Origin of the sequence: Capnocytophaga sp. H4358 (genome assembly GCF_002302515.1) — a bacterium.
GTDB lineage: Bacteria > Bacteroidota > Bacteroidia > Flavobacteriales > Flavobacteriaceae > Capnocytophaga > Capnocytophaga canis.
On the sequence record NZ_CP022380.1, the window covers coordinates 2,297,166 to 2,318,635 of the forward strand.

At 35.4% G+C, this 21,470-nt stretch carries 18 protein-coding genes; 5 read left to right on the forward strand and 13 right to left on the reverse strand.

The window, feature by feature from the left end; all coding sequences use genetic code 11:
* Nucleotides 1-10 precede the first annotated feature (10 nt).
* A complete protein-coding gene (gene asnA / locus CGC49_RS09660) occupies nucleotides 11-1,045 on the forward strand; it encodes an aspartate--ammonia ligase (RefSeq protein WP_042347588.1) in 1,035 nt (344 codons plus the stop codon).
* A 187-nt stretch (nucleotides 1,046-1,232) separates the two neighbouring features.
* Here the strand turns inward: asnA and dnaB are convergent, their stop codons facing one another.
* The 6 genes from dnaB to CGC49_RS09690 form a co-directional block, all read right to left on the reverse strand.
* Entirely contained in the window at nucleotides 1,233-2,786 is a 1,554-nt protein-coding gene (dnaB, locus tag CGC49_RS09665) for a replicative DNA helicase (RefSeq protein WP_095912506.1), read from the reverse strand.
* A gap of 158 nt (nucleotides 2,787-2,944) precedes the next feature.
* A complete protein-coding gene (locus tag CGC49_RS09670; protein ID WP_042007074.1) occupies nucleotides 2,945-3,898 on the reverse strand; it encodes an acetyl-CoA carboxylase carboxyltransferase subunit alpha in 954 nt (317 codons plus the stop codon).
* A 214-nt stretch (nucleotides 3,899-4,112) separates the two neighbouring features.
* A complete protein-coding gene (locus CGC49_RS09675; protein ID WP_042007071.1) occupies nucleotides 4,113-4,457 on the reverse strand; it encodes a DUF2853 family protein in 345 nt (114 codons plus the stop codon).
* 37 nt (nucleotides 4,458-4,494) lie between these two features.
* Complete coding sequence (gene menD / locus CGC49_RS09680) at nucleotides 4,495-6,168, reverse strand: 2-succinyl-5-enolpyruvyl-6-hydroxy-3-cyclohexene-1-carboxylic-acid synthase (protein ID WP_095912507.1); 1,674 nt, start codon at nucleotides 6,166-6,168, stop codon at nucleotides 4,495-4,497.
* Between the two features lie 20 nt (nucleotides 6,169-6,188).
* A complete protein-coding gene (locus CGC49_RS09685) occupies nucleotides 6,189-6,665 on the reverse strand; it encodes a hypothetical protein (RefSeq protein WP_042347592.1) in 477 nt (158 codons plus the stop codon).
* Nucleotides 6,666-6,687: 22 nt separating this feature from the next.
* The gene (locus tag CGC49_RS09690) at nucleotides 6,688-7,245 is read right to left on the reverse strand and encodes a hypothetical protein (RefSeq protein ID WP_095894236.1); all 558 of its coding nucleotides are present in this window, start codon (nucleotides 7,243-7,245) and stop codon (nucleotides 6,688-6,690) included.
* 469 nt (nucleotides 7,246-7,714) lie between these two features.
* On the opposite strand from CGC49_RS09690, the gene secDF reads away from it, so the two are divergent.
* The 4 genes from secDF (at nucleotide 7,715) to rimM (ending at nucleotide 12,559) form a co-directional block, all read left to right on the forward strand.
* A complete protein-coding gene (gene secDF / locus CGC49_RS09695) occupies nucleotides 7,715-10,657 on the forward strand; it encodes a protein translocase subunit SecDF (RefSeq protein ID WP_095912508.1) in 2,943 nt (980 codons plus the stop codon).
* A gap of 442 nt (nucleotides 10,658-11,099) precedes the next feature.
* Nucleotides 11,100-11,417 (forward strand): hypothetical protein, encoded by a 318-nt coding sequence (locus CGC49_RS09700; RefSeq protein WP_042344908.1) that lies wholly within the window; start codon nucleotides 11,100-11,102, stop codon nucleotides 11,415-11,417.
* A 108-nt stretch (nucleotides 11,418-11,525) separates the two neighbouring features.
* Nucleotides 11,526-12,029 (forward strand): 30S ribosomal protein S16, encoded by a 504-nt coding sequence (locus tag CGC49_RS09705; protein WP_042007059.1) that lies wholly within the window; start codon nucleotides 11,526-11,528, stop codon nucleotides 12,027-12,029.
* A 2-nt stretch (nucleotides 12,030-12,031) separates the two neighbouring features.
* The gene (gene rimM / locus CGC49_RS09710) at nucleotides 12,032-12,559 is read left to right on the forward strand and encodes a ribosome maturation factor RimM (protein WP_042007057.1); all 528 of its coding nucleotides are present in this window, start codon (nucleotides 12,032-12,034) and stop codon (nucleotides 12,557-12,559) included.
* Nucleotides 12,560-12,594: 35 nt separating this feature from the next.
* On the opposite strand, the gene CGC49_RS09715 is transcribed toward rimM, so the two are convergent.
* The 7 genes from CGC49_RS09715 to CGC49_RS09745 all read right to left on the reverse strand — a co-directional run bounded on the left by CGC49_RS09715 (nucleotide 12,595) and on the right by CGC49_RS09745 (nucleotide 21,466).
* Complete coding sequence (locus CGC49_RS09715; RefSeq protein ID WP_095912509.1) at nucleotides 12,595-15,501, reverse strand: glycoside hydrolase family 3 N-terminal domain-containing protein; 2,907 nt, start codon at nucleotides 15,499-15,501, stop codon at nucleotides 12,595-12,597.
* An 81-nt stretch (nucleotides 15,502-15,582) separates the two neighbouring features.
* The gene (locus tag CGC49_RS09720) at nucleotides 15,583-17,622 is read right to left on the reverse strand and encodes a recombinase (protein WP_095912510.1); all 2,040 of its coding nucleotides are present in this window, start codon (nucleotides 17,620-17,622) and stop codon (nucleotides 15,583-15,585) included.
* Nucleotides 17,623-17,789: 167 nt separating this feature from the next.
* Nucleotides 17,790-18,992 (reverse strand): IS256 family transposase, encoded by a 1,203-nt coding sequence (locus CGC49_RS09725; RefSeq protein ID WP_095893597.1) that lies wholly within the window; start codon nucleotides 18,990-18,992, stop codon nucleotides 17,790-17,792.
* Between the two features lie 782 nt (nucleotides 18,993-19,774).
* On the reverse strand, nucleotides 19,775-20,194 hold the full coding sequence (locus CGC49_RS09730; RefSeq protein WP_095912511.1) for a hypothetical protein: 420 nt from the start codon (nucleotides 20,192-20,194) through the stop codon (nucleotides 19,775-19,777).
* 7 nt (nucleotides 20,195-20,201) lie between these two features.
* Nucleotides 20,202-20,615, reverse strand: a complete 414-nt coding sequence (locus CGC49_RS09735; RefSeq protein WP_095912512.1) for a hypothetical protein — start codon at nucleotides 20,613-20,615, stop codon at nucleotides 20,202-20,204.
* 7 nt (nucleotides 20,616-20,622) lie between these two features.
* The gene (locus CGC49_RS09740) at nucleotides 20,623-21,039 is read right to left on the reverse strand and encodes a hypothetical protein (RefSeq protein ID WP_095912513.1); all 417 of its coding nucleotides are present in this window, start codon (nucleotides 21,037-21,039) and stop codon (nucleotides 20,623-20,625) included.
* Nucleotides 21,040-21,046: 7 nt separating this feature from the next.
* Nucleotides 21,047-21,466: a hypothetical protein gene (locus CGC49_RS09745; protein WP_095912514.1), complete on the reverse strand. Its 420-nt coding sequence runs from the start codon at nucleotides 21,464-21,466 to the stop codon at nucleotides 21,047-21,049.
* Nucleotides 21,467-21,470: the final 4 nt, after the last annotated feature.

Genomic DNA, 21,470 nt, shown 5'->3' on the forward strand with positions numbered 1-21,470 from the left:
CTAATAATTGATGAGTTATTTAATTAAACCTACAAACTATCGACCTTCACTTGATTTACAACAAACGGAATTAGGAATCCAGAAAATTAAAGATTTTTTTCAAGCCAACCTTTCGGCTGAACTGCGTCTTCGTAGAGTAACAGCACCCTTGTTTGTATTGCGAGGTACAGGGCTTAATGACGATTTGAACGGTGTGGAACGAGCTGTGAATTTTCCTATTAAGGATATGAATGAAGTTCGTGCCGAAGTGGTACATTCATTAGCAAAATGGAAAAGAGTAATGTTAGCCGATTACGGCATTGAACAAGGATACGGTATCTATACTGACATGAATGCGATTCGTGCCGATGAAGAACTTGGTAACTTGCATTCTCTGTACGTTGACCAATGGGACTGGGAGATGGTTATTTCCGAAGGACAACGCAACACCGATTTTTTGAGAAATATTGTTCGCAGAATTTATGCAACTTTACTACGTACGGAGTATTTAGTATGCGAAAGTTTTTCGAGTATAAAGCCTATTTTACCTCCTGAAATTCATTTTATTCACTCCGAAGAATTATTACAAAAATATCCAAATTTAACACCTAAAGAACGCGAAGCAGCTATTGCAAAGGAATACAAAGCTGTATTTATTATGGGTATTGGTAATAAATTGAGTCATGGCGAAAAACACGATGGTCGAGCTCCAGACTATGATGATTGGAGTACAATCGAAAACGGATTAGCCGGATTAAATGGTGACATTATTTTATGGAATCCTGTGTTGGAACTTCCGTTTGAAGTGTCCTCAATGGGAATTCGTGTGGATAAAGCTGCTCTGCTACATCAGTTGAAATTGGAAGGAAAAGAAGACCGATTGGAGCTTTATTTCCACAAACGATTGATTGAAGGTTCATTACCTTTTTCTATTGGAGGAGGTATTGGACAGTCGCGTCTATGTATGTTTTTGCTACATAAAGCTCATATTGGTGAAATTCAAGCAAGTATTTGGCCAGAATCTATGAGGGAAGAATGTTTGAAACACAATATTCCATTAATCTAAGTTTTGCTTGTCTCTACTCAGAGCCGTGAAGTTATGTTGCAAATATAGTTTCTTTGTATTATAAATTTTCGATAGGAGTGGAGCCAATGTACAAAACACCATAAGAATCCGAATTATACAAAAACTTCGCCAAAGTTGTCTGCTCAAAAGCAATAATATTGGCGAAGTTTTTTGAATAAACTCTTTCCTAAAACGGGATATCTTCATCATTTGGGATTTGCGGAGGTGTTCCAAAAGCCTGTTCCACAGACGGAAGTTTTGATGTGTCAATATCATTTATTCGTGAACTTATTTCCTGAGGAATTCCTCCTCCAAACGTATCGAAATCATCTAAATTGTCGAACTTACCAAATTGACCTAAGAATTTTAAGCGTATGTTTTCCAATCCTCCATTGCGGTGTTTAGCTACAATAAACTCCCCTTGATCTTTGGTTGAGGACTGTGCCTCATCGTCCCATTCCATGATTTTATAATATTCAGGTCGATAGATAAAAGATACAATATCAGCATCTTGCTCAATAGCTCCCGATTCACGTAAATCCGAAAGTTGTGGACGCTTATGTCCAGGACGAGCCTCCACATTTCTCGATAATTGAGACAGAGCAATCACAGGAATGTCTAATTCCTTAGCTAATGCTTTTAGGTTTCGTGAGATTGTCGAAATTTCTTGTTCACGATTCCCGACACCTTTAGAGCCTCCACCTGCGGTCATCAGCTGTAAATAGTCAATGATAATCAATTTGATACCATATTGTGACGACAAACGACGTGCTTTCGCTCGTAAATCGAAAATCGAAATGGACGGTGTATCATCAATATACAAAGGAGCTTTTTCCAGATCTTTCACACGCGTACTCAATACATGCCACTCGTGAGGCTCTAATTTTCCTGTACGTAATTTTTCTGACGGAAGGCTTGTCTCCGAAGATATTAAACGTGTGATTAGCTGTACCGACGACATTTCTAACGAGAAGAACGCTACGGGAATCCCTTGACCAACGGCAATGTTTCGAGCCATCGACAGAGTAAGTGCTGTTTTTCCCATCCCCGGACGGGCGGCTACGATAATTAAATCACTCGCCTGCCAACCTGATGTAAGTTGATCCAATTTAGTAAATCCCGAAGGGATGCCACTAAATCCATCAGTTTTGTTGGATATATCTTGGATTTTTTTTAATGCTTTGATTACCAACTCTTCCGCTGATTCGCTCGACCGTTTTAAATTCCCTTGAGCTACTTCATAAAGTTTAGACTCTGCCGAATCCAACAAATCAAAAACATCGGTGGTTTCATCATACGCCTCCTCAATAATTTCTGATGATATTTGAATCAACCTACGTTGGATGAATTTCTGCATGATAATTCGTGCGTGAAACTCAATATGTGCCGAAGAAGACACTCGTTGTGTCAATTGGATTAGGTAATATTCTCCCCCTGCAGCCTCCAGATTACCATTTTTACGCAACTGCTCCACTACTGTTAATAAGTCAATGGGTTCCGATTGTTGAAAAAGGTCGTAAATAGCTTGGTAAATAAATTGATGTTGTTTTTTGTAGAAAACATCAGGTGTGAGTTTGTCAATAACGTCATCTACTCCTTTTTTGTCAATCATCATAGCACCGAGTACAACTTGCTCAATACTAATGTCTTGTGGAGGGATTTTTCCACGTTCTAAATTAATGATTGAAGAAGAAACAGGTGAAGTTTCTTGTATGGTTGTATATGGTTGTAAATCTTTCATAGTGCGAAATTAGAAAAAAAAACAATTCAAAGAAGAGAGATCTATGAACATCGTTTGTTAATAAGCTGTTGATAAAGTTTGAAAAGCTTCATTAAAAAAAGGTAAGTATTGATTATCAACACTTACCTTTTTTGTTATTTTTAAATAGATTTGTATCCCTATTCTTTGAAAACCCCCATATTCAAGTACTTATCCATTCTTTTTTGAACAAGTTTGTCTGTTGGTAACTTTTTCAGTTCGTTGTAGGTTTCTAAAATAACTTTGCGAACAGCCAAAAAGGTAGTTTCTCTATCGCGATGAGCTCCTCCCAATGGTTCTCTGATGATTTCATCGACCAATTTAAGTTTTTTCATGTCAGGAGCAGTTAACTTCAGAGCTTCGGCAGCTTCTTTTTTATATTCCCAACTTCTCCATAAAATGGAAGAACACGATTCAGGCGAAATTACTGAATACCAAGTGTTTTCAAGCATATACACACGGTCTCCAATCCCAATTCCCAAAGCACCTCCTGAGGCTCCCTCACCGATGATAAATACAATAACAGGTACTTTCAATCGTGACATTTCCAATATGTTACGGGCAATAGCCTCGCCTTGTCCTCTTTCTTCAGCTTCAATTCCAGGGAAAGCTCCAGGTGTGTCAACCAAACAAACAATGGGAATGCCAAATTTTTCAGCCGATTTCATCAAACGCAATGCTTTCCGATATCCTTCAGGATTTGCCATACCAAAATTTCGGTACTGTCGCATTTTTGTATTTACCCCTTTTTGTTGTCCTATGAACAAGAAACTTTGATCTTCGATTTTCCCAAATCCTCCTATCATTGCTTTATCGTCTTTTACAGTACGATCACCGTGAAGTTCTAAAAAGGAATCCCCACATAATGCATTGATATAATCAAGCGTGTAAGGTCTGTCCAGATGACGTGAAATCTGTACTCGTTGCCAAGGGGTTAAATTTCCGTATATTTCTTTTTTAACTTGGTTGAGTTTCTTTTCAATTTTTTTACAAGCATCCGTCATGTCCACATCGCTTTTGTCACCGATGATGGCACATTTCTCCATTTGCTCTTCTAATTCTTTGATTGGCAGTTCAAAATCTAAATACTCCATATCACTAGTCTATTTTGATTTATATTCAGACAAAAGTACAAATTTTTTGTATAGATAATTCGTTTTTTGAAAAAAATATTTTGTAAGCAAAGAAAATAACTTGATTTTCAGTAAAAAAATGTTGTTTAATGATAAAAAAAATATTTTTTAAAACTCAACATAAATAAAAAAACTGCCCGAAGACAGTTTTTTAAAATCGTTAATTTAATCGGGTTTACTTGTTGTAAACAGATTCTTTCTTGAAGTGTTTCGCTAATAGATAGTAAACTACAGCACGATGCTTTGTTTTGTTGGATCTTCCGTAAGTTTCGATAACTGAATCAATAGCTTTGTCTAATTCAGGCCCGTCGCTTAATCCTAACTTTTTAATTAAAAAGTTTTGCTTCACGCGATCCAATTCCATTTGGTCAGAACCTGCAACAGTTGATGAATCCGCGTTGTAAATGGAAGGACCTAATCCTACGGTCACTTTTTTTAGAAAATCTAAATCGGGAGTAACTCCACACTTTTCTTTTAAATCTTTGGCGTAAACCTCAATAAGTTCGTCTCTTTTACTCATATCAATCAATGTTTATAAATTAAAGTGTGAAGTTAGTCTATTTTTTTAATACTTGAAAGTAGTTTAACAAAACTTTATCGTTTTCAGTGCGTGGTGTGTGTACTTCCAACAGGCGTGGTCGGTCTGATTTTTCAAATAAAATATGTAGTTTATTTGTTAAATCAGTGATATTGTCAGCTTGGTCATAGTCCCATTCGTACATTTTACAAAGATGCATGGCTGTAAGTTGATGTGGAGTTTCAAAATAAGTTTCGAAATGCTTATCGTTTTTGTCCCCAGGAAGAATTCTGAAAATGCCTCCTCCTTGGTTATTTATCAGAATGATACGAAAATTTTTCGGAACGTAGTGATTCCATAGCCCGTTACTATCGTAGAAGAAACTCAAATCTCCCGTAATCAACAGGGTCGGTCGCTGGCTTCCTATAGCAGCTCCGATGGCTGTTGAAGTACTTCCATCAATACCACTCGTTCCCCGATTACAAAAAATTTGCCAAGAAGGGTTTAAGCGAAATAGCTGAGCATAGCGAACAGTAGAGCTATTACTTAATTGAACCATTTGATTATCAGGAATGTTTTCAAATATTTTTTTGTAAACCTTCAAGTCAGAATAAGGAATTTGATTAATATATTCCAGATGACGTTTGTGAATTTCCGTATTTACAGTAGTCCAACGTTTTTGATAATTCGATGAAATGGTTTTTAATTCCAGCGATATGTCCGTAAAAAATGAATTTATATCTGTTTTTAAATGATCGGTCAGACAAAAGTATGAATCATAACCTTTGTATCTATCAACGTGATAATGAAATTTAGGCTGATATTTCCGGAGGAATTGTTTAATCTTTTTTGATACTACTAATCCACCAAAAGTAAGTAAAAAATCGGGTTGTAAATCTGCTTTTAGGGATTCATCTTTTTCCGTATAAGTTAGTAATTTATCAATATAGGGAATAAATTTTTCGTGATGTAAATTCGAGGTAGTTTCTGTTAAAACCAGAACAGAAGGGTCTTCGGCCAATTTTTCTATATATCTATTTTCTAATTCGTTTGGCGATAAAACTCCAACCAATACCATTTTCTTTTTTGACTGATTCCACGCCTGTATGAAATTTTTGTTCTGAGCGGGTGTTGCACTATAAATACGTTCTCTCTCCGAAAAATTCTCGAAAGGAAAAATTTCGTTGGTGGTTGTATAGAGAGGCTCTTCAAAAGGAGCGTTGATATGTACAGGCAATCGTTCTGCAATCGCAGTATTCAAAGCTCGGTTCAGTTCATAGATGTTACTCGCATCACTATGTTGTTTATCCGATAAATTAGCGTTATAGCCACTGTGGTTCATCAATACGTTCTGTTGGCGTATGGTTTGCCCGTCACCAATATCAATTTTGTCTGAAGGTCGGTCAGCAGAAATTACTACCATAGGAATGTTGCTGTAAAAAGCCTCACTTACAGCAGGATAATAATTCAATAAAGCCGATCCTGAAGTACAAACTACTGCTACAGGATGTTTTTTCTGTTGAGCAATTCCCAATGCAAAAAACGCAGCACAACGTTCATCAACAATGCTGTAACACGTGAAAAAAGGATCGTTGGAAAAGCCAATAGTCAGAGGCGCATTACGTGAACCTGGTGAGATGACTATGTGCTGTATGTTTTTCGTCTTACATGCTTGGATGATATGTTGTGCAAGTTTGATAGCGGGTAATTTCATTATTTTTTTGATATTGTTTTTTATTCGACAATCGTATGGTGATTTCTTTCTTTAGAGGTATGAAGCTGTTGATTTTCCTTATATGATTTTATCTTCGGTTTCTTCATCAATAGAAAATAGAAACAAGTGATAAACCAACTCAGCCAAAATAAGTAGAACCCAAAATGAAATTTCTGTTTCATTACCTTGTGCATTGTGGTTGTGAAGTCCTGATAAGTCAAGTAGACACCCGCCACACCCAAGGCAAACAATAAGGCAACTACAATTTTCATTCCCCAAAAGCCGATCAGTTTTCGCAAGAGGTAAAGTAACAAAATGATAGCCAAATGCACAGTAAAAATCAATAAAGCAGTTTTCCACCATGTTTTGAAAACGAGATATTCTCTGTATTTCAAGCTGATTCCTACGCGTCCAAGGAAAGACATTTGTGAAATAAGAATCCCTGAAACAAGGCTACTTATAGCTTGAAAGAGCGTCAGTATGATAGCATTTTTCATTCGTAAATCATAAATATGTTAATCACTTAGCTACTTTCCATCCTTCTTGTTCACTGAATTTCAGTTTGAATTTTCGAGAGATAAAATCTGATTTTGGGGTTGAATCATCTCCAAAGTAGTAAAATGGAGTTTTTTCTTTATCTAAAAATACGGTACAAACAGCATTTTTCTCTGATTTTTTCTCAATCACAACTTCCTTACTTTCATTGAGTTTGTATAGAATAGTTTTAACCAACGTATGGTTTCTGTTCTGTTGTACTACATAGGGCAATGCTTTTTTTGTTAAGTTTGTTGTTACCACAAAAATGGAGTCTTTTGTAAACCATTTTTTTCGGGTTTTTTCGTTGTTGATTTCAATCAATCCTTCTTCTTGTAACTTTTCTAAAGAGGTGAGTAGTTCCCGCTGTTTTTTCGAGTCAATCCGTTGTTTTGAAGTGTCAAATTTACCTTGCTCAAAAATAGGGTGCTGTTCCAAATGATCAATAATCAGTTCCTGAGCGTCTTTTGCAGTCAACTCTCCTTTTGGAGTACAAGAAAAAAGCCATAAAAAACAGAAGGGCAGTAAGATAAATGTTTTCATATATTTATAATTTTTAAGTTTTCGTACGTAGGATAATTTTTTTGTATAAAGGACGCACAAAGGTATGAAAAAATCAAGTAATGTGCAATATCTTTTCAAGCCAATACTATTCTTTTCTGTTGTCTGTTTTTTTGCTTGACATCGGCTTATTTATGATTCGTAAAATCAGTATAATTTTTTGATATTCAAAAATATATAATAAGATTACACATATAATAACTAAAATAATTTGTCTCGAAAAGATGAAAAATTAACAAACTTCAGAAAAAGAATACATATGAAAAACTAAATTAAAGAAGATATCTTTAAAAAAGAATCTGAAAAACTTTGAAAATCAATTGTTTATAAAATAAAGCTTTTGTTACTAAAAAAAACTTAAAAATTTTAACAACTACATATGGTGGTATATTCCTCAAAATGTATATATTTGCCGATTGAAGAAAAAAAGAATTAGTAATTAATATTTAAAATGCAAAACAAGGGACTTATTAAACTATTTGCACTGTTGTTCGGACTTGTGAGCGTGTATCAGCTTTCATTTACGTTTGTGGCGAATAGGGTAGAGAACAAGGCTAAAGCATTTGCTGAGGCAAAGGTGTTAAGTTCAGAAACGGACTATGTTTCTAAACGCGAAAGAGTTGAATCTCAGTATTTAGACTCTATGTTAGGACAATCGGTGTATAACATCGGTGTGACGAAATACACCTACGGTGAAGTCAAAGAAAAAGAGCTCAACAGAGGTCTTGACTTGAAAGGAGGTATTAACGTAATCCTGCAAATTTCTGTAAAAGACATCTTAAAAGGGTTGGCGAACAATTCAAAAGACCCTATTTTTAACAAATCATTAGCTGAGGCTGATGAGCTTTTGGTAAAAACAGACCGCACTTATTTGGATTTGTTTTTTGAGGCATACCAAAATAATGGTGGAAAATTGGCATCTCCTGAGGTTTTCGCTAATAAAGCGTTGAGCGATGAGATAAACATACAAATGCCTGATAATGAAGTTCGTCCAATAATTAAACGCAAAGTGGATGAGTCTATCACTTCAGCTTTTGAGGTATTGCGTAAACGTATCGACAAGTTTGGAGTTTCACAACCTAATATTCAACGTTTAGGAACTTCGGGGCGTATTCTGATTGAGCTTCCAGGAGCCAAAGATGTTACCCGTGTTAAAACTTTGTTACAAAGTACAGCTCAACTGGAGTTTTGGGAAACATTTAAAAACGTAGAGGTATTTCCTTATTTAGAGGCTTTAAACCAACAGTTGGTAGCAACTATCAAACCACAGGCTACGGAAACCACTTCTGCGATTGACTCACTACTTACTGATGTTAAGAAAGACTCTGTAAATCAAGTCAATCCTTTGTTTGATTTACTGAAACCTGTACCTACTTACGAGGGTTCTCCAGTGCTATTCGGTGCAAGTATTAAGGATACAGCAAAAGTAAATAGTTATTTAAAATCAACAGACGCAAAACGTTTGTTGCCACCAAATTTACAATTCGTAAAATTCGTTTGGGGAAAACCAGCTAAAAATACGGATGTGATTGAGTTATATGCTTTGAAAGGTAACCGAGACAATGTAGCATCCTTGACAGGAAACGTAATTACAGATGCTTCTCAAACCTTTGATATGAGAAACCAACCTGCGGTATCTATGCAGATGGATGGTAAAGGTGCGAGAATATGGGAAAACCTTACTGATAAAGCATTTAAGGAACAAGGAAATATAGCTATTGTGTTGGATGACATAGTTTATTCAGCACCAGGAGTTACTAATGGAGCTATTGCGGGTGGTCGTTCTGAAATCACAGGAAATTTCACTTTAAACGAAGCAATTGACTTGGCTAACGTACTTCGTGCAGGTAAATTACCTGCTGGAGCTGACATCGTTCAATCGGAAGTAGTTGGGCCATCTTTGGGACAAGAGGCTATTGATAGCGGGTTTAATTCGTTTTTGATTGCTACTATTTTTATCTTTGCTTGGATGATTTTCTATTACGGAAGAGCAGGGGTTTATGCAGATATTGCATTGATTTTGAATATCTTATTAGTTTTTGGTGTATTAGCAAGTTTAGGAGCTGTATTGACTCTTCCTGGGATTGCGGGTATCGTATTGACTATCGGTATGGCTATCGATGCGAATGTGTTGATTTTTGAACGTGCAAAAGAAGAGTTGGCTAAAGGGAAAGGAGTAGCACAAGCTGTTCAAGACGGTTTCAATAATGCTCTTTCTTCCATTTTAGATGCGAATATTACAACAGGATTGACTGCTATTATCTTATTATTCTTTGGAAGTGGCCCTATCCAAGGTTTCGCTACTACTTTACTAATAGGTATTATCACTTCGTTGTTCACGGCTATTTTTATCACACGTATTTTGATTGAATATAGCTTAGAGAAAAAACATGATCTTGCTTTCTCTACAAATTTGACTAAAAACTTATTCAAAAACGTAAATATCAATTTTATAGGAAAACGTAAAATAGGATATATTGTTTCTGGAATAGCTGTTTTGGTAAGTATCATATCTTTATCTACACGAGGATTGAATCAAGGTATTGATTTCGTAGGAGGTAGAACCTACCAGATTCGTTTTGAACACCCAGTTGTAGCTTCCGAGGTGGCTGCCGAATTACAGCAGTACTTAGGAACTACTGAAGTAAAAACATTTGGTGCAGCAAATCAGATTAAGGTTTCTACAAAATATAAGGTAGAGGAAGAAAGCACTCAGGTAGATAATGAAATTCAAGAATTGCTTCACAAAGGATTGCAAAAATTTTTACCAGCAGGATATAGCTACGAAGAGTTTTCGAATGCAGAGACCGATGCTATTGGTATCGTTCAGTCAATGAAAGTAGGACCAACAATAGCAGAAGACATTAAGAGTAGTGCTTACTGGTCAGTTATTGGTTCACTAATTGTGATTGCTCTCTACATCCTATTCCGATTCAGAAGATGGCAATTCTCTGTGGGTACAGTAGTGTCATCTGCGCACGACGTGATTTTGGTATTAGGTATTTTCTCATTGACATATAGTTTTATGCCATTCAATATGGAGATTGACCAAGCCTTCATTGCAGCCATCTTGACTGTGGTAGGATATTCGCTCAATGACACGGTGATTATCTATGACCGTATACGTGAGTATATGAAAGAGCCTAATTTTACCAAAGAGAAAATCAATGTAGCACTTAACAGTACACTTAGCCGTACGTTAAACACCTCTATTACTACTTTGGCAGTATTGGTAACTATCTTTATCTTTGGTGGGGAATCCTTGCGTGGATTTATGTTCGCTATGATTGTAGGTGTACTTGTAGGTACTTATTCTTCACTATTCATAGCAGCACCTATGATTTACGATACTTTGGAAAAAGATTTTGATAAGAAAAATACAAGCGAAAGCTAATATATTTTTTGAGGTTATTACAAAAAAGGAGCTATAAATTGTTTATAGTTCCTTTTTTTATTACCTTTGTAGGTGTGTTGTGCAGTCTATTGATAGTGTTAAGAGTTATTTTATAATAAATGTTATAAAATAAAAGCGTGTTTGAAAGAAAATATTCCAGATTTTTGATTAAATCGGTGCTGTATTTTTGTTTTAGATTGAACTCGTCTTGACTTTTTATTTTGCTTAAATTACTATCTCAAAGCACTTTACCAAAGTTTTTAAGACTTTGGCAAAGTGCCAAAAATATGAAAATCATTAAGTTAAATCTCTTGCATAAATCTTTTTATGGATTTTTAACGAAAGAATCATTATATTTAATTTTATTTACTTTTTAATGATTATTTTTTTTAAATAAGTAGAGATAGATTCATTATAATAGGAACTCAAAAATAATAAAGTGATGAAAAAGATTTTATTTTTAGCATCTATATGGTTGATGATCATCGGATGTAGTGGTAGTAAAATTGAGGATGATCCTGAAGGAATCATCATAAGTAATGGAAAAATCGTTGATATGGGAAATCCTGCATCGGACGGTTGTGGTTGGCTCATAGAAATTAATGGGATATATTTTGCTATGGATGGTTTTGATAATCAGTTTCAAACCAATGGATTACATGTAAAAGTAAGTTATCTTCATACCAAGTTTCACTACTTATGTGGACGAGGAGGAAAACCTTTTAGCGTCATAAAAATCATCAGAATGGACAAAATGTAGCTGCTTTTTGAAAATAAGTTACTTTTTTCTTCATAATTCAAAAATATAGTCTATATTTGCACCTTGAATTAATAACTGAGGTCGAGAACCTCTAAAAATTAAACTTTTATGCCAGTAAAAATTAGATTACAAAGACACGGAAAAAAAGGAAAACCATTTTATTGGGTGGTTGCTGCTGATTCACGTGCAAAAAGAGATGGTAAATTCCTTGAAAAAATTGGAACTTACAATCCTGTATCAAACCCTGCTCAAATCGACTTAAACGTTGATGCTGCAGTAAAATGGTTAAAAAACGGAGCTCAACCTACTGACACAGCTCGAAGAATCCTTTCTTACAAAGGAGCTTTGTTGAAATATCACTTGTTGGGAGGTGTTGCCAAAGGAGCTTTAACATTAGAGCAAGTTGAAGCTAAATTCAACGCTTGGTTGGAAGAAAAATCAGGAAAAATTACTTCTAAAGAAGAAAAATTAGCGAAAGACAAAGCAGAGGCAAAAGCTAAGTCTTTGGCAGCTGAAAAAGAGGTAAGTGAAAAGCGTAAAAATGCTGCCGTAGCTGAGGCTCAAGTAGAAGAAAACGCTGAAACACCTGAAAACAACGAAACTGAGGCATAATTATGACTTTGAAAGATTGCTTCTATGTAGGAACAATTGTATCAAAATTCAGTTTTAAAGGCGAAGTTTTAGTCAAATTAGACTCAGACGACCCTGAATTGTATGAAAATTTGGAATCAGTTTTTATTGCCTTAGGTAATAATCTGGTTCCTTTTTTTGTTGAGAAATGTTCCTTGCATAAAACAGACTTACTGCGTATCAAATTTGAAGATGTTTCAAGTGAAGCAGATGCTGATGCTTTAATGAAATCAAAACTTTATTTACCATTGTCTTTCTTGCCAAAATTGACAGGGAATAAGTTTTATTTTCACGAAATTATAGGCTTCACGATGGAGGATGTGAATTATGGTTACGTTGGAAAAATTGTCGGCGTGAATGACATTACTTCACAAGCTCTGTTTGAGGTCGAAAATGACGGAAAGGAATTACTTATCCCCATGAACGATGAATTTATCGAAAAGGTGGATAGACAGCACAAAAAAATCATCGTCAAAACCCCTGAAGGCTTGATTGATTTATATATGGAGTAAATCTTCTCTACAAAAGCAATACAATATGCTTTCTATTATTTCAACGCTTCATACACAATGCGTTGAATCTTTGGACGGATGTTTTCTTTGATTAGTAGATTATTTTCAGCTGTTGGGAATGTCCTGTTCGATAGAAATACGATAATCACCTCATTCTCAGGATCTGCCCAAGCATATGTTCCGGTGAAACCTGTATGTCCAAAGCTCGACATTGGTACGCATCCACAAGTAGGGCCTTCTCCTTCGAGTTGTGGCTTATCAAAACCGAGTCCTCTTCGGTTTTTTTCGCTACAAAATGTACATGTATTGAACAAAGTGAGTGCTTGAGGTTGTAAAAACCAAGTGCCTCCATAGTAGCCATTTTGTAAAAATAGTTGCATCATTTTGGCTACATCGTCTGCTGTACCAAAAAGTCCCGCGTGTCCTCCCACTCCGCCGAGCATAGCGGCACCTTGATCGTGTACGTAGCCTCGGATTTCTTGATGACGAAAATATGTATCTACTTCAGAAGGTGCTATGCTTCCCAACGAAAAACGTTTCAAAGGAAAATAGGTCAGATGATAAGCTCCCATTTTTGCATAAAAATGTTCATCAATTACTTGGTCTAACGTTTTTTTATAGGTTTCTTCAATATATTTTTTAAAATAGTAATAAGGTAAATCGCTGTACAAATAGCGTTTTTTCTTAATTAAATCGCTACTGTCGATGCGTTGATACATTATGTTGACATACTCGGATTTCATAAATAAATCTTTTGCTACTTGCACGTTGTAGTCCTTTGTTTTTTGGGTGTTATACCACTCTGATAATGGTTTTTTATCGGGGTCGAGCGTTTGCATGTAAAAAGGAATCCAGGACTGAAATTGGGCGTAATGAGACAATACGTCCAAAATTTTCATTTTCCCTTTGTTGGTGTTCTTTAAATAGGGTAATATATCTGAAAATGTACCATTTACATTGAATTTATCTTCTGAATACATTTTCATCAATTGTGGTACGGTTACTAATATTTTGGTCAGAGAAGCTAAATCATAAATGGTGTTGTCGGTAACTTTATTTTTATCGTTGTAGTCCAAAGTTCCGAAATTTTTACGGTAGATAATTTTCCCTTGTTTGGCAACTAAAATTTGCATTCCGGGAGCCATTCTTTTCGACAATACCTCTTTTGCCACACTGTCAATGCGATTCAGTTTAGTTGAGCTAATTCCGACACTTTCAGGTAATCCATAGGATAATCTTCCTATTTTTGGAGTTTGTATAGATGTGTTTACAGGTAGGAGTGGATGTGCGGATACTGGAAGCACCCCCTTTCCTTCAATGGCACCGAAAATTAACTGAGCTGTTTTCTCTTGTGCTACTTTGTGATTTTGATAGGAAACGATAATTGCTTCAATGTTTGAAATGTCTTTGACATCCAACAATGCATATGGGCGAGTGAATATGGATAAAATCACTTTCTTCTTCTTAGCGATATTTTCTAACCACAATAGCTCGTCTTTGGTGAATTGGTAAGCATCCCATGGAGTTCGATTCGGACGGTGTAGCCCTATGATAACGGTTTCAAAGGATGCGATATCTTTTTGTAATTGTTCTATCGATTTGGGTTCAATAAGAGAGATATCGGCATATTTTTGAAGCGTTGTGTAAAATGTCCACCCACTGTCGTTTCCAAATTTGACGTAAGCAATTTTTTTGTCTACATCCTTGATTGGTAGAGTTTTATTGTTGTTTTTAGCTACTGTTAAGGCGTTTTCAAAAATCTGTTCAGTAAGCAAATCATCCTCCAAGCTATGTAAATTATCGTATATGGTCTTTTCATCCAATGGGGTGAATGAGGTTAATCCTACTTTGTATTTTGCCATTAAAATTTTCTTTACTGAATATGCTAAACGCTCCTCAGTAATCCGATTTTGCTGATAGGCTTTTTTCATAGCTTCAAAACCTACCGCCATATTTTCAGGCATTAGCAAAATATCATTTCCTGCCAAAAAAGCTGCTACTTCTACTTCTCCCACAGGCATATATTCTGCTACTCCCTTCATACCTAAAGCGTCGGTGAAAATTAGGCCTTGGAATCCCATTTTATTCTTCAAAAGCTCGGTAATGATGGTATAGGATAGGGAAGAGGGTAGTCCTTTTTTGGGTTCCAAAGCAGGAATATTTAGATGTCCAACCATTACACTTGCCACTCCACTATCCACCAATTTGCGAAATGGATAAAGGTCTATGCTGTCAATACGGTGAGCTGAAAATTCAATGAGCGGAAGAGTTTTATGTGAATCTTTGGCTGTGTCGCCATGTCCTGGGAAATGCTTGGCACTGCCTAACACACCCGCCGATTGCATTCCATGGGTAAAGGCAATCCCTTTGATAGCTACATTTTCTTTATCTTCACCGAAAGCACGATTTCCAATAATTGGGTTAGCAGGGTTCGTATTCACATCAATATCAGGTGCAAAATTGAATTGCATCCCCATGTGTCTGCAGTGTTGCCCGATGCGGAAAGCGGCTTTTTCGATAAGTTTTTCGTCTTTTACAGCTCCCATAGTCATATTCCACGGGTAGGCATAGGTAGAATCTAAACGCATCGCCAGTCCCCATTCGGCATCCATTGCCATAAAAAGTGGTACTTTTGATAGGGATTGATACTCATTATTGAGTTTTGCTTGTCTTTTTGGCCCTCCTTTGGAAAAAATTATTCCTCCAATGTGATATTTTTTGATGAAATCTTTTACCACTTCGGTATTTCGGGTGTTAATTTGACTGGAAAATACGGAAACCATAAATAACTGACCGATACGTTCCTCCAGTGTCATCTTTGCGTAGGTTTCTTCTACCCATTTTTTTTGATTTTCAGCATCTTCTGCTAATAATGGATTGGGGGTCTGTGCTTTACTTATTGCAAAAAAAAGGGAGGTTAATGCAAGTATGTATTTTTTCATTATAAATATGTTTTCTACTTTAAAAAATTATCTGTTTAAAAAATTAAGTGTCTTAGAAAATGATGTTAGCTTGGGAATATTCTAAACACTTTCTACTGTTTTTGATTCCCTACTTGGAAAGAAAAATGACATTGGTCGCTGTTTGAATCGTATCCAAACGGATTTGGTTAGGTTTTTAAGTTCAAACACAGGGATTTCTCTTGAACGCAAGGCGATGAACAGTGAAAGTGAGAAACTCACTATAAAATTTCCAAATCCAATAATGAATACTCCTGCAATTGACCATAGCAATAGCTCTAAACCTATGTCAAAGTTTGCACCAAATAAGCCCAATGCTAAATTTCCACTGGCGAAAGTAATGTGTCGGATGTCTAAATCTAGGCCTAAAAACGTACCTATTACTCCTGTACACCCCATAAAAAATCCGAACCATATGTTGGAAACCACTCCGGGCCATTTCTTTTTCATCCAATTGGAAATTTTAATCATTCGTTGTTTGCCTAAAATGGTTTTCAAGACAGGATGTTCTGACAATCGGTAGTAAAAATTATTGAAATTATTTACACTGGCTACATTTCCCGCAATAATTCCAGAAAGAAATAGAAATACTCCTGCAATACAAGCGTGTAAAAAAACGGGTGTTTGTCGGAAATCAAGCTCGGCTAATAATTTATCATGTTTACTTTCTGCCAAGTTATATCCATCCAACAAGAAAGTAAGCCCCCAAATAAGTAGTAACGTCATTGGGAAAGCCGCCAGTACATTTCCTGCAAAGGCGACGAATTGCGAACGGAACAAACGAGCAAACAAGGCCGAAAATTCTGAATAGCGTTTATTTTTCTCTTTCGTGTCTTTGGACTCTAAATTTTCTAAAGTTCGAGCAATTGTTGATGCCGTCATTGCAGGTTGCTTAGTTGCTAAAGTTGCCCCTATTAAATAGATGACTACAAATCCGATGGCATAATTCAAACTATAATTCAAGGCATGGATAAACTCACTTGATTCCGTTTTTGAAAGTGCTAACTTAACTAAACACATGAAACTCACAATAATACCTCCCCAAAAAGCGGTGTTGAACATCAAAAAATATTCCTTTGCATTCGAGGTTATGTAATGTTCTCCCGTTTTACCTGTATAATTCGTAATTTCATAGGTGATATTATACACGCTATCATCAATTAATTTGCTGATATTGTTCTTTTTAGAATTAACACGTACCAAACTCAAGTAAAATTCAATGCTTTTTCGTTTTTTCTCTTCTTCACCGCTGATAAACAAGAAATTATATAACTTCCGGATACGACGTACCTGTTGACGAATGAGCAAAAGAGTTTGATTTACATTGAATGAAACCCCATATTTAGAAGTGTTGTTTACAGCTTTTTCTACGAAATCCTCACACTGCTTTACTAAGATGTCCAGTTGTTTGAGATCTAAATGATGATCCTCTAAACTTAAATAAGGCTTGTCTTGGCTCATTATAGCCCGATGCAAAGCGTTAAGTTCATCGTCTAAAGCAATAAATGGACTTTCCAAAGAGGAATACTCGGGAACCATCCGCATTACATCCGTCTGTAGAGCAAAACCACCCATACGCTGGGAAAGAATCATAATTGCTAGAAGGATTTCCTTGGTGACTCTTCGGTTTTTTGTGTCATCATAAAAAGTTGATAACGAAAGTATTTCTAAAAATTCAAACCAATTGTCCATAGGAATAGCACTCAACCAATTTGTGTCGGAAGATTTGTAAAACAATTGGTTTAGAACGTACTGAATACTGTTGTTTAAAGGCTGATCGGGAATCAATTTATGCCACACACGGCGTCGAAGTTCTTTGAAAAATGAGGTGCTACTGAGTAATCCTGCATCGGTTAGGAGTATGGTCTTTTTTTTATCTGAGAAGACAGAAACGAGTTTTGCTTTCAAAAAATGGGCTTTTTCTTTATCATTTCGTATTTCAGAAAGCAATTCAGTCAAATCAATTGTTGTTTTTTTATTGTACTGCTGACGATAGTAGTCCACCAAATCAAAAATAAAGTCGATATCTTCACTCGTAGTAGCGTTAATATGTTTTTCAAAAATAGCGTAGATTAAGGTATGACTTTTTCTTAGTGTAAGCATATAAAATATTTTAGTGGCAAAGATATAAAAAAGCGATATATTGCAAAAAAAAGATTTGTCATAAAAAACCTATTTTCAATGTTTTTATGCTATTTTTGGATGTGTTTTATTGAGTTTTTTGACACTATCCCTCTAAGTGTGTAAGTTAAAAAGTTGGGGTTAAGTTTTTATAGTTTGAGTCTTTGTGCAAATATAAGCATAAATTGGTTCAAGACAATCCCCCAATTTTGGATAGGCATACTCCACTTTTTGGTAGCTTCTCTCAAAGCCAAGAAAACGGACTTTTGCACAGCTTCGTCTGTTGGGAAAGACAGCTTGTTTTTGGTGTATTTCCGAATCTTACCATTCAGATTCTCAATAAGATTGGTTGTGTAAATAATTTTTCTTATCTCTAACGGAAAATCGAAAAATACGGTCAATTCGTCCCAATTGTCATACCAAGATTTGATAGCATAGCCGTATTTTGACTCCCATTTTTGGGCAAAATCTTCCAAAGCAACCTTGGCAGCTTCCTTGTTAGGGGCAGTATAGATGTGTTTCATATCGGCTGTAAATTCTTTTCTGTCTTTGTAAACCACATACTTACAAGCATTCCTAATCTGATGAACCACACATATTTGCGTTTGTGATTGGGGAAAAACCGTGCGAATGGTTTGCGTAAATCCGTTTAAATTATCGGTGGCAGTAATGAGAATATCTTCCACTCCACGAGCCTTTAAATCAGTGAGAACGCTCATCCAAAAGGCGGAACTTTCATTCTTTCCGAGCCACATTCCTAAAACTTCCTTTTTTCCCTCTCGATTCAAGCCCACAGCAAGGTAAATGGTTTTGTTGACAACTTTTGAGTTCTCACGAACTTTAAAAACGATGCCGTCCATCCAAACAATCAGATACAGCTCGTCCAACGGGCGGTTCTGCCAAGCGACCATTTCATTGGTAACCGCATTGGTAATCCTTGATATTGTGGAAGTTGATACTTCAAAGCCGTACATTTCTTGGATTTGTTCTTCGATGTCGCTCACGCTCATTCCTTTGGCATAGAACGATACGATGATGTTTTCCAAACCATCGATAACGTTCTTGCGTTTAGGGACTAACATTGGGTTAAAACTACCGTCTCTATCCCTAGGAACTTGGATTTGTTCTTCGCCAAAGGAAGTTTTTATCTTCTTGGAAGTGTGTCCGTTACGATAATTTCCATCTTTAGTTTTGTCGTGTTTTTCGTTGTCCAAGTGAACGTCGAGTTCGGCATTGAGCATATGTTCCACCGCTTTTTTGTGGAGCTCTTTAAAGAAACCTGTCAAGTCCTCAGCAGTCTTAAATGACTTGTAAAATTCTTTGCTGTTGAGCAATTCTTCCTTGTTAATCATATCTGTTTAAATTATGGGTCAAAAATAGTTAAAAAGTTATTTCCGAAATTTTTTTTGAGCTTTTAAGGGCTCAAAAAATTTCAGAATAACTTTTCAACTTACACAGATTATGGGATACTCCTAGTTTTTTTACATAAATTCATTTCTTTTCGACTCATGAGATTAGATAATGATGAAGATTTTAAAAAATAAATTTGAGTTCATTATTTATTTTCATATTTTGTACTTTTGTCCTGAAACATAGTAAGCGAAAGCTTAGTATGTGGAACCAAAAATTCAATGCTGTGGATACTTTACCAAAAATCAACTCTCACATACTTTGCTGAAAATTTCTAAACTCCCTACGCTCAGGTAGTATAGATTTTCTAGGCTACATTCATTGATTTTTTTAACGACACATATTCCGCAGTGCGAACTTTGTCTTTAAAGCCGATGAAAAGTGGTTAAAATACTGAAAATCAGTGTTTAACCATTAAGAAAATATATGTAATTAAGTACTGAACTCAAAAGATAAATTTGGAAGTTTTTTTACTTGTTTTGAAATTGATATTTGGTATGGCTAATTTATCGTTCAAAGTAAAACTTCATTGAGAATGACTTATTCTAAGATTTCAGCCTTTAATATTCATAGATATTTGGCTAAATGTTTATGCGAATAAATCATTCTCAATTCAAAAAAAATAACAATATTATCAAACGAATAATTGATACATAACCTGTTTACCATACAGATTTGATATCTGATTAAATAAGCAACTTAGTAAAACTTTTTCATAAAAGTGTTATTTACGCTTCAGAAATCGTTTATGATTACTTGGTTCTCCGTTTGTGTATTCTTGTAAAATCAAAATGTTATCCGAATCAGAAAATTCATATCGAAATTCATATACCGAAGCAGAAACTTTAAAACCAGAGCCAGGGTTTAACACGTAGAGTCTATCTCCTTTTGTATAATAATATTCTACTCTTTGATTACTTTCTCCTGTTTCTCGGTCTATCCGAAGATGTTCCCCAATTTTTGTGTATTCACTATAAAACGTAACAGTAACAACTTCCTCAAATGTTTTAGAATTTATTACAGCCCATTTCCCAAAGAAACGGCTGTCTCTTTTTTGAGATTTAAAATAATCAGCCGTCATGTTTTCATCTTCCGAACAAGCGAATACACCCAATAATGCGAATAAAAAACAAAACTTTTTCATAAAAGTGTTATTTACGTTTCAAAAACTCTTTGTAATTACTTAGTTCTCCGTTTGTATATCCTTGTAAAACCAAAATGTTATCCGAATTAGAAAATTCATATCGAAATTCTTTTACCGAAGCCGAAACTTTAAAACCAGAGCCAGGGTTTAATACATAGAGTCTATCTCCTTTTGTGTAATAATATTTTTTTTGAGAATAATATGGTTCTCCCGTAAGATAGAAATATTGTAACTCACCATCCTCAATATAGTTACGTGTAAAGTCTGAAAGTTCTTCCAATGTATCAGAATCAACAAATATCCATTTTCCAAAGAAACGACTGTCTCGTTGTTGAGCTTTAAAATAATCAGCCGTCATATCTTTATCTTCCGAACAAGCGAATACACCTAACAATGCGAATATAAAACAAAACTTTTTCATGAAAGTGTTATTTACGTTTCAAAAATTCTTTGTAATTACTTAGTTCTCCGTTTACATATAGTTGTAGAATCAAGATATTATCCGAATCAGAAAATTCATATCGAAATTCATATATCGAAGCAGAAACTTTAAAGCCAGAGCCAGGGTTTAACACATAGAGTCTATCTCCTTTTGTATAATAATATTCTATTCTTTTATTTTTTTCTCCTGTCTCTCGATATATATGAATCAACTCTCCATTCTCCGAATATTCAGGATAGACAGTGGTCATTACTTCTTCTAAGGTGTTTATATCTACGTCATTCCATTTTCCAAAGAAACGGCTATCCCGTTGTTGGGCTTTAAAATAATCAGCCGTCATATGTTCATCTTCCGAACAAGCGAATACACCTAACAATGCGAGTATAAAATAAAACTTTTTCATGAAAGTGTTATTTACGTTTGAAAAATTCTTTGTAACTACTTAGTTCTCCGTTTGTATAGTCTTGTAAAACCAAAATGTTATCCGAATCAGAAAATTCATATCGAAATTCATATATCGAAGCAGAAACTTTAAAGCCAGAGCCAGGGTTTAGCACATAGAGTCTATCTCCTTTTGTATAATAATATTCCACCCTTTTATTTTTTTCTCCTGTCTCTTGATATATGCGAAGAAGTTCCCCAATTTCTGTATATTCTCTATAAAACGTAGTAGAGACAACTTCTTCAAATGTATCAGAATTAACATATGTCCATTTCCCAAAGAAACGGCTATCCCGTTGTTGGGCTTTAAAATAATCAGCCGTCATATGTTCATCTTCCGAACAAGCGAATACGCCTAACAATGCGAGTATAAAATAAAACTTTTTCATAAAA

Excerpts from the sequence above, each read along its gene's own strand:
- CGC49_RS09735 (WP_095912512.1), bottom strand. The coding sequence starts at position 20,615 with ATGAAAAAGTTTTGTTTTATATTCGCATTGTTAGGTGTATTCGCTTGT.
- CGC49_RS09675 (WP_042007071.1), bottom strand. The coding sequence starts at position 4,457 with ATGAGTAAAAGAGACGAACTTATTGAGGTTTACGCCAAAGATTTAAAA.
- CGC49_RS09685 (WP_042347592.1), bottom strand. The coding sequence starts at position 6,665 with ATGAAAAATGCTATCATACTGACGCTCTTTCAAGCTATAAGTAGCCTT.
- dnaB (WP_095912506.1), bottom strand. The coding sequence starts at position 2,786 with ATGAAAGATTTACAACCATATACAACCATACAAGAAACTTCACCTGTT.
- secDF (WP_095912508.1), top strand. The coding sequence starts at position 7,715 with ATGCAAAACAAGGGACTTATTAAACTATTTGCACTGTTGTTCGGACTT.
- CGC49_RS09670 (WP_042007074.1), bottom strand. The coding sequence starts at position 3,898 with ATGGAGTATTTAGATTTTGAACTGCCAATCAAAGAATTAGAAGAGCAA.
- CGC49_RS09740 (WP_095912513.1), bottom strand. The coding sequence starts at position 21,039 with ATGAAAAAGTTTTATTTTATACTCGCATTGTTAGGTGTATTCGCTTGT.
- CGC49_RS09725 (WP_095893597.1), bottom strand. The coding sequence starts at position 18,992 with ATGATTAACAAGGAAGAATTGCTCAACAGCAAAGAATTTTACAAGTCA.
- CGC49_RS09700 (WP_042344908.1), top strand. The coding sequence starts at position 11,100 with ATGAAAAAGATTTTATTTTTAGCATCTATATGGTTGATGATCATCGGA.
- CGC49_RS09715 (WP_095912509.1), bottom strand. The coding sequence starts at position 15,501 with ATGAAAAAATACATACTTGCATTAACCTCCCTTTTTTTTGCAATAAGT.
- CGC49_RS09730 (WP_095912511.1), bottom strand. The coding sequence starts at position 20,194 with ATGAAAAAGTTTTGTTTTTTATTCGCATTATTGGGTGTATTCGCTTGT.
- CGC49_RS09720 (WP_095912510.1), bottom strand. The coding sequence starts at position 17,622 with ATGCTTACACTAAGAAAAAGTCATACCTTAATCTACGCTATTTTTGAA.
- menD (WP_095912507.1), bottom strand. The coding sequence starts at position 6,168 with ATGAAATTACCCGCTATCAAACTTGCACAACATATCATCCAAGCATGT.
- rimM (WP_042007057.1), top strand. The coding sequence starts at position 12,032 with ATGACTTTGAAAGATTGCTTCTATGTAGGAACAATTGTATCAAAATTC.
- CGC49_RS09705 (WP_042007059.1), top strand. The coding sequence starts at position 11,526 with ATGCCAGTAAAAATTAGATTACAAAGACACGGAAAAAAAGGAAAACCA.
- CGC49_RS09690 (WP_095894236.1), bottom strand. The coding sequence starts at position 7,245 with ATGAAAACATTTATCTTACTGCCCTTCTGTTTTTTATGGCTTTTTTCT.
- CGC49_RS09745 (WP_095912514.1), bottom strand. The coding sequence starts at position 21,466 with ATGAAAAAGTTTTATTTTATACTCGCATTGTTAGGCGTATTCGCTTGT.
- asnA (WP_042347588.1), top strand. The coding sequence starts at position 11 with ATGAGTTATTTAATTAAACCTACAAACTATCGACCTTCACTTGATTTA.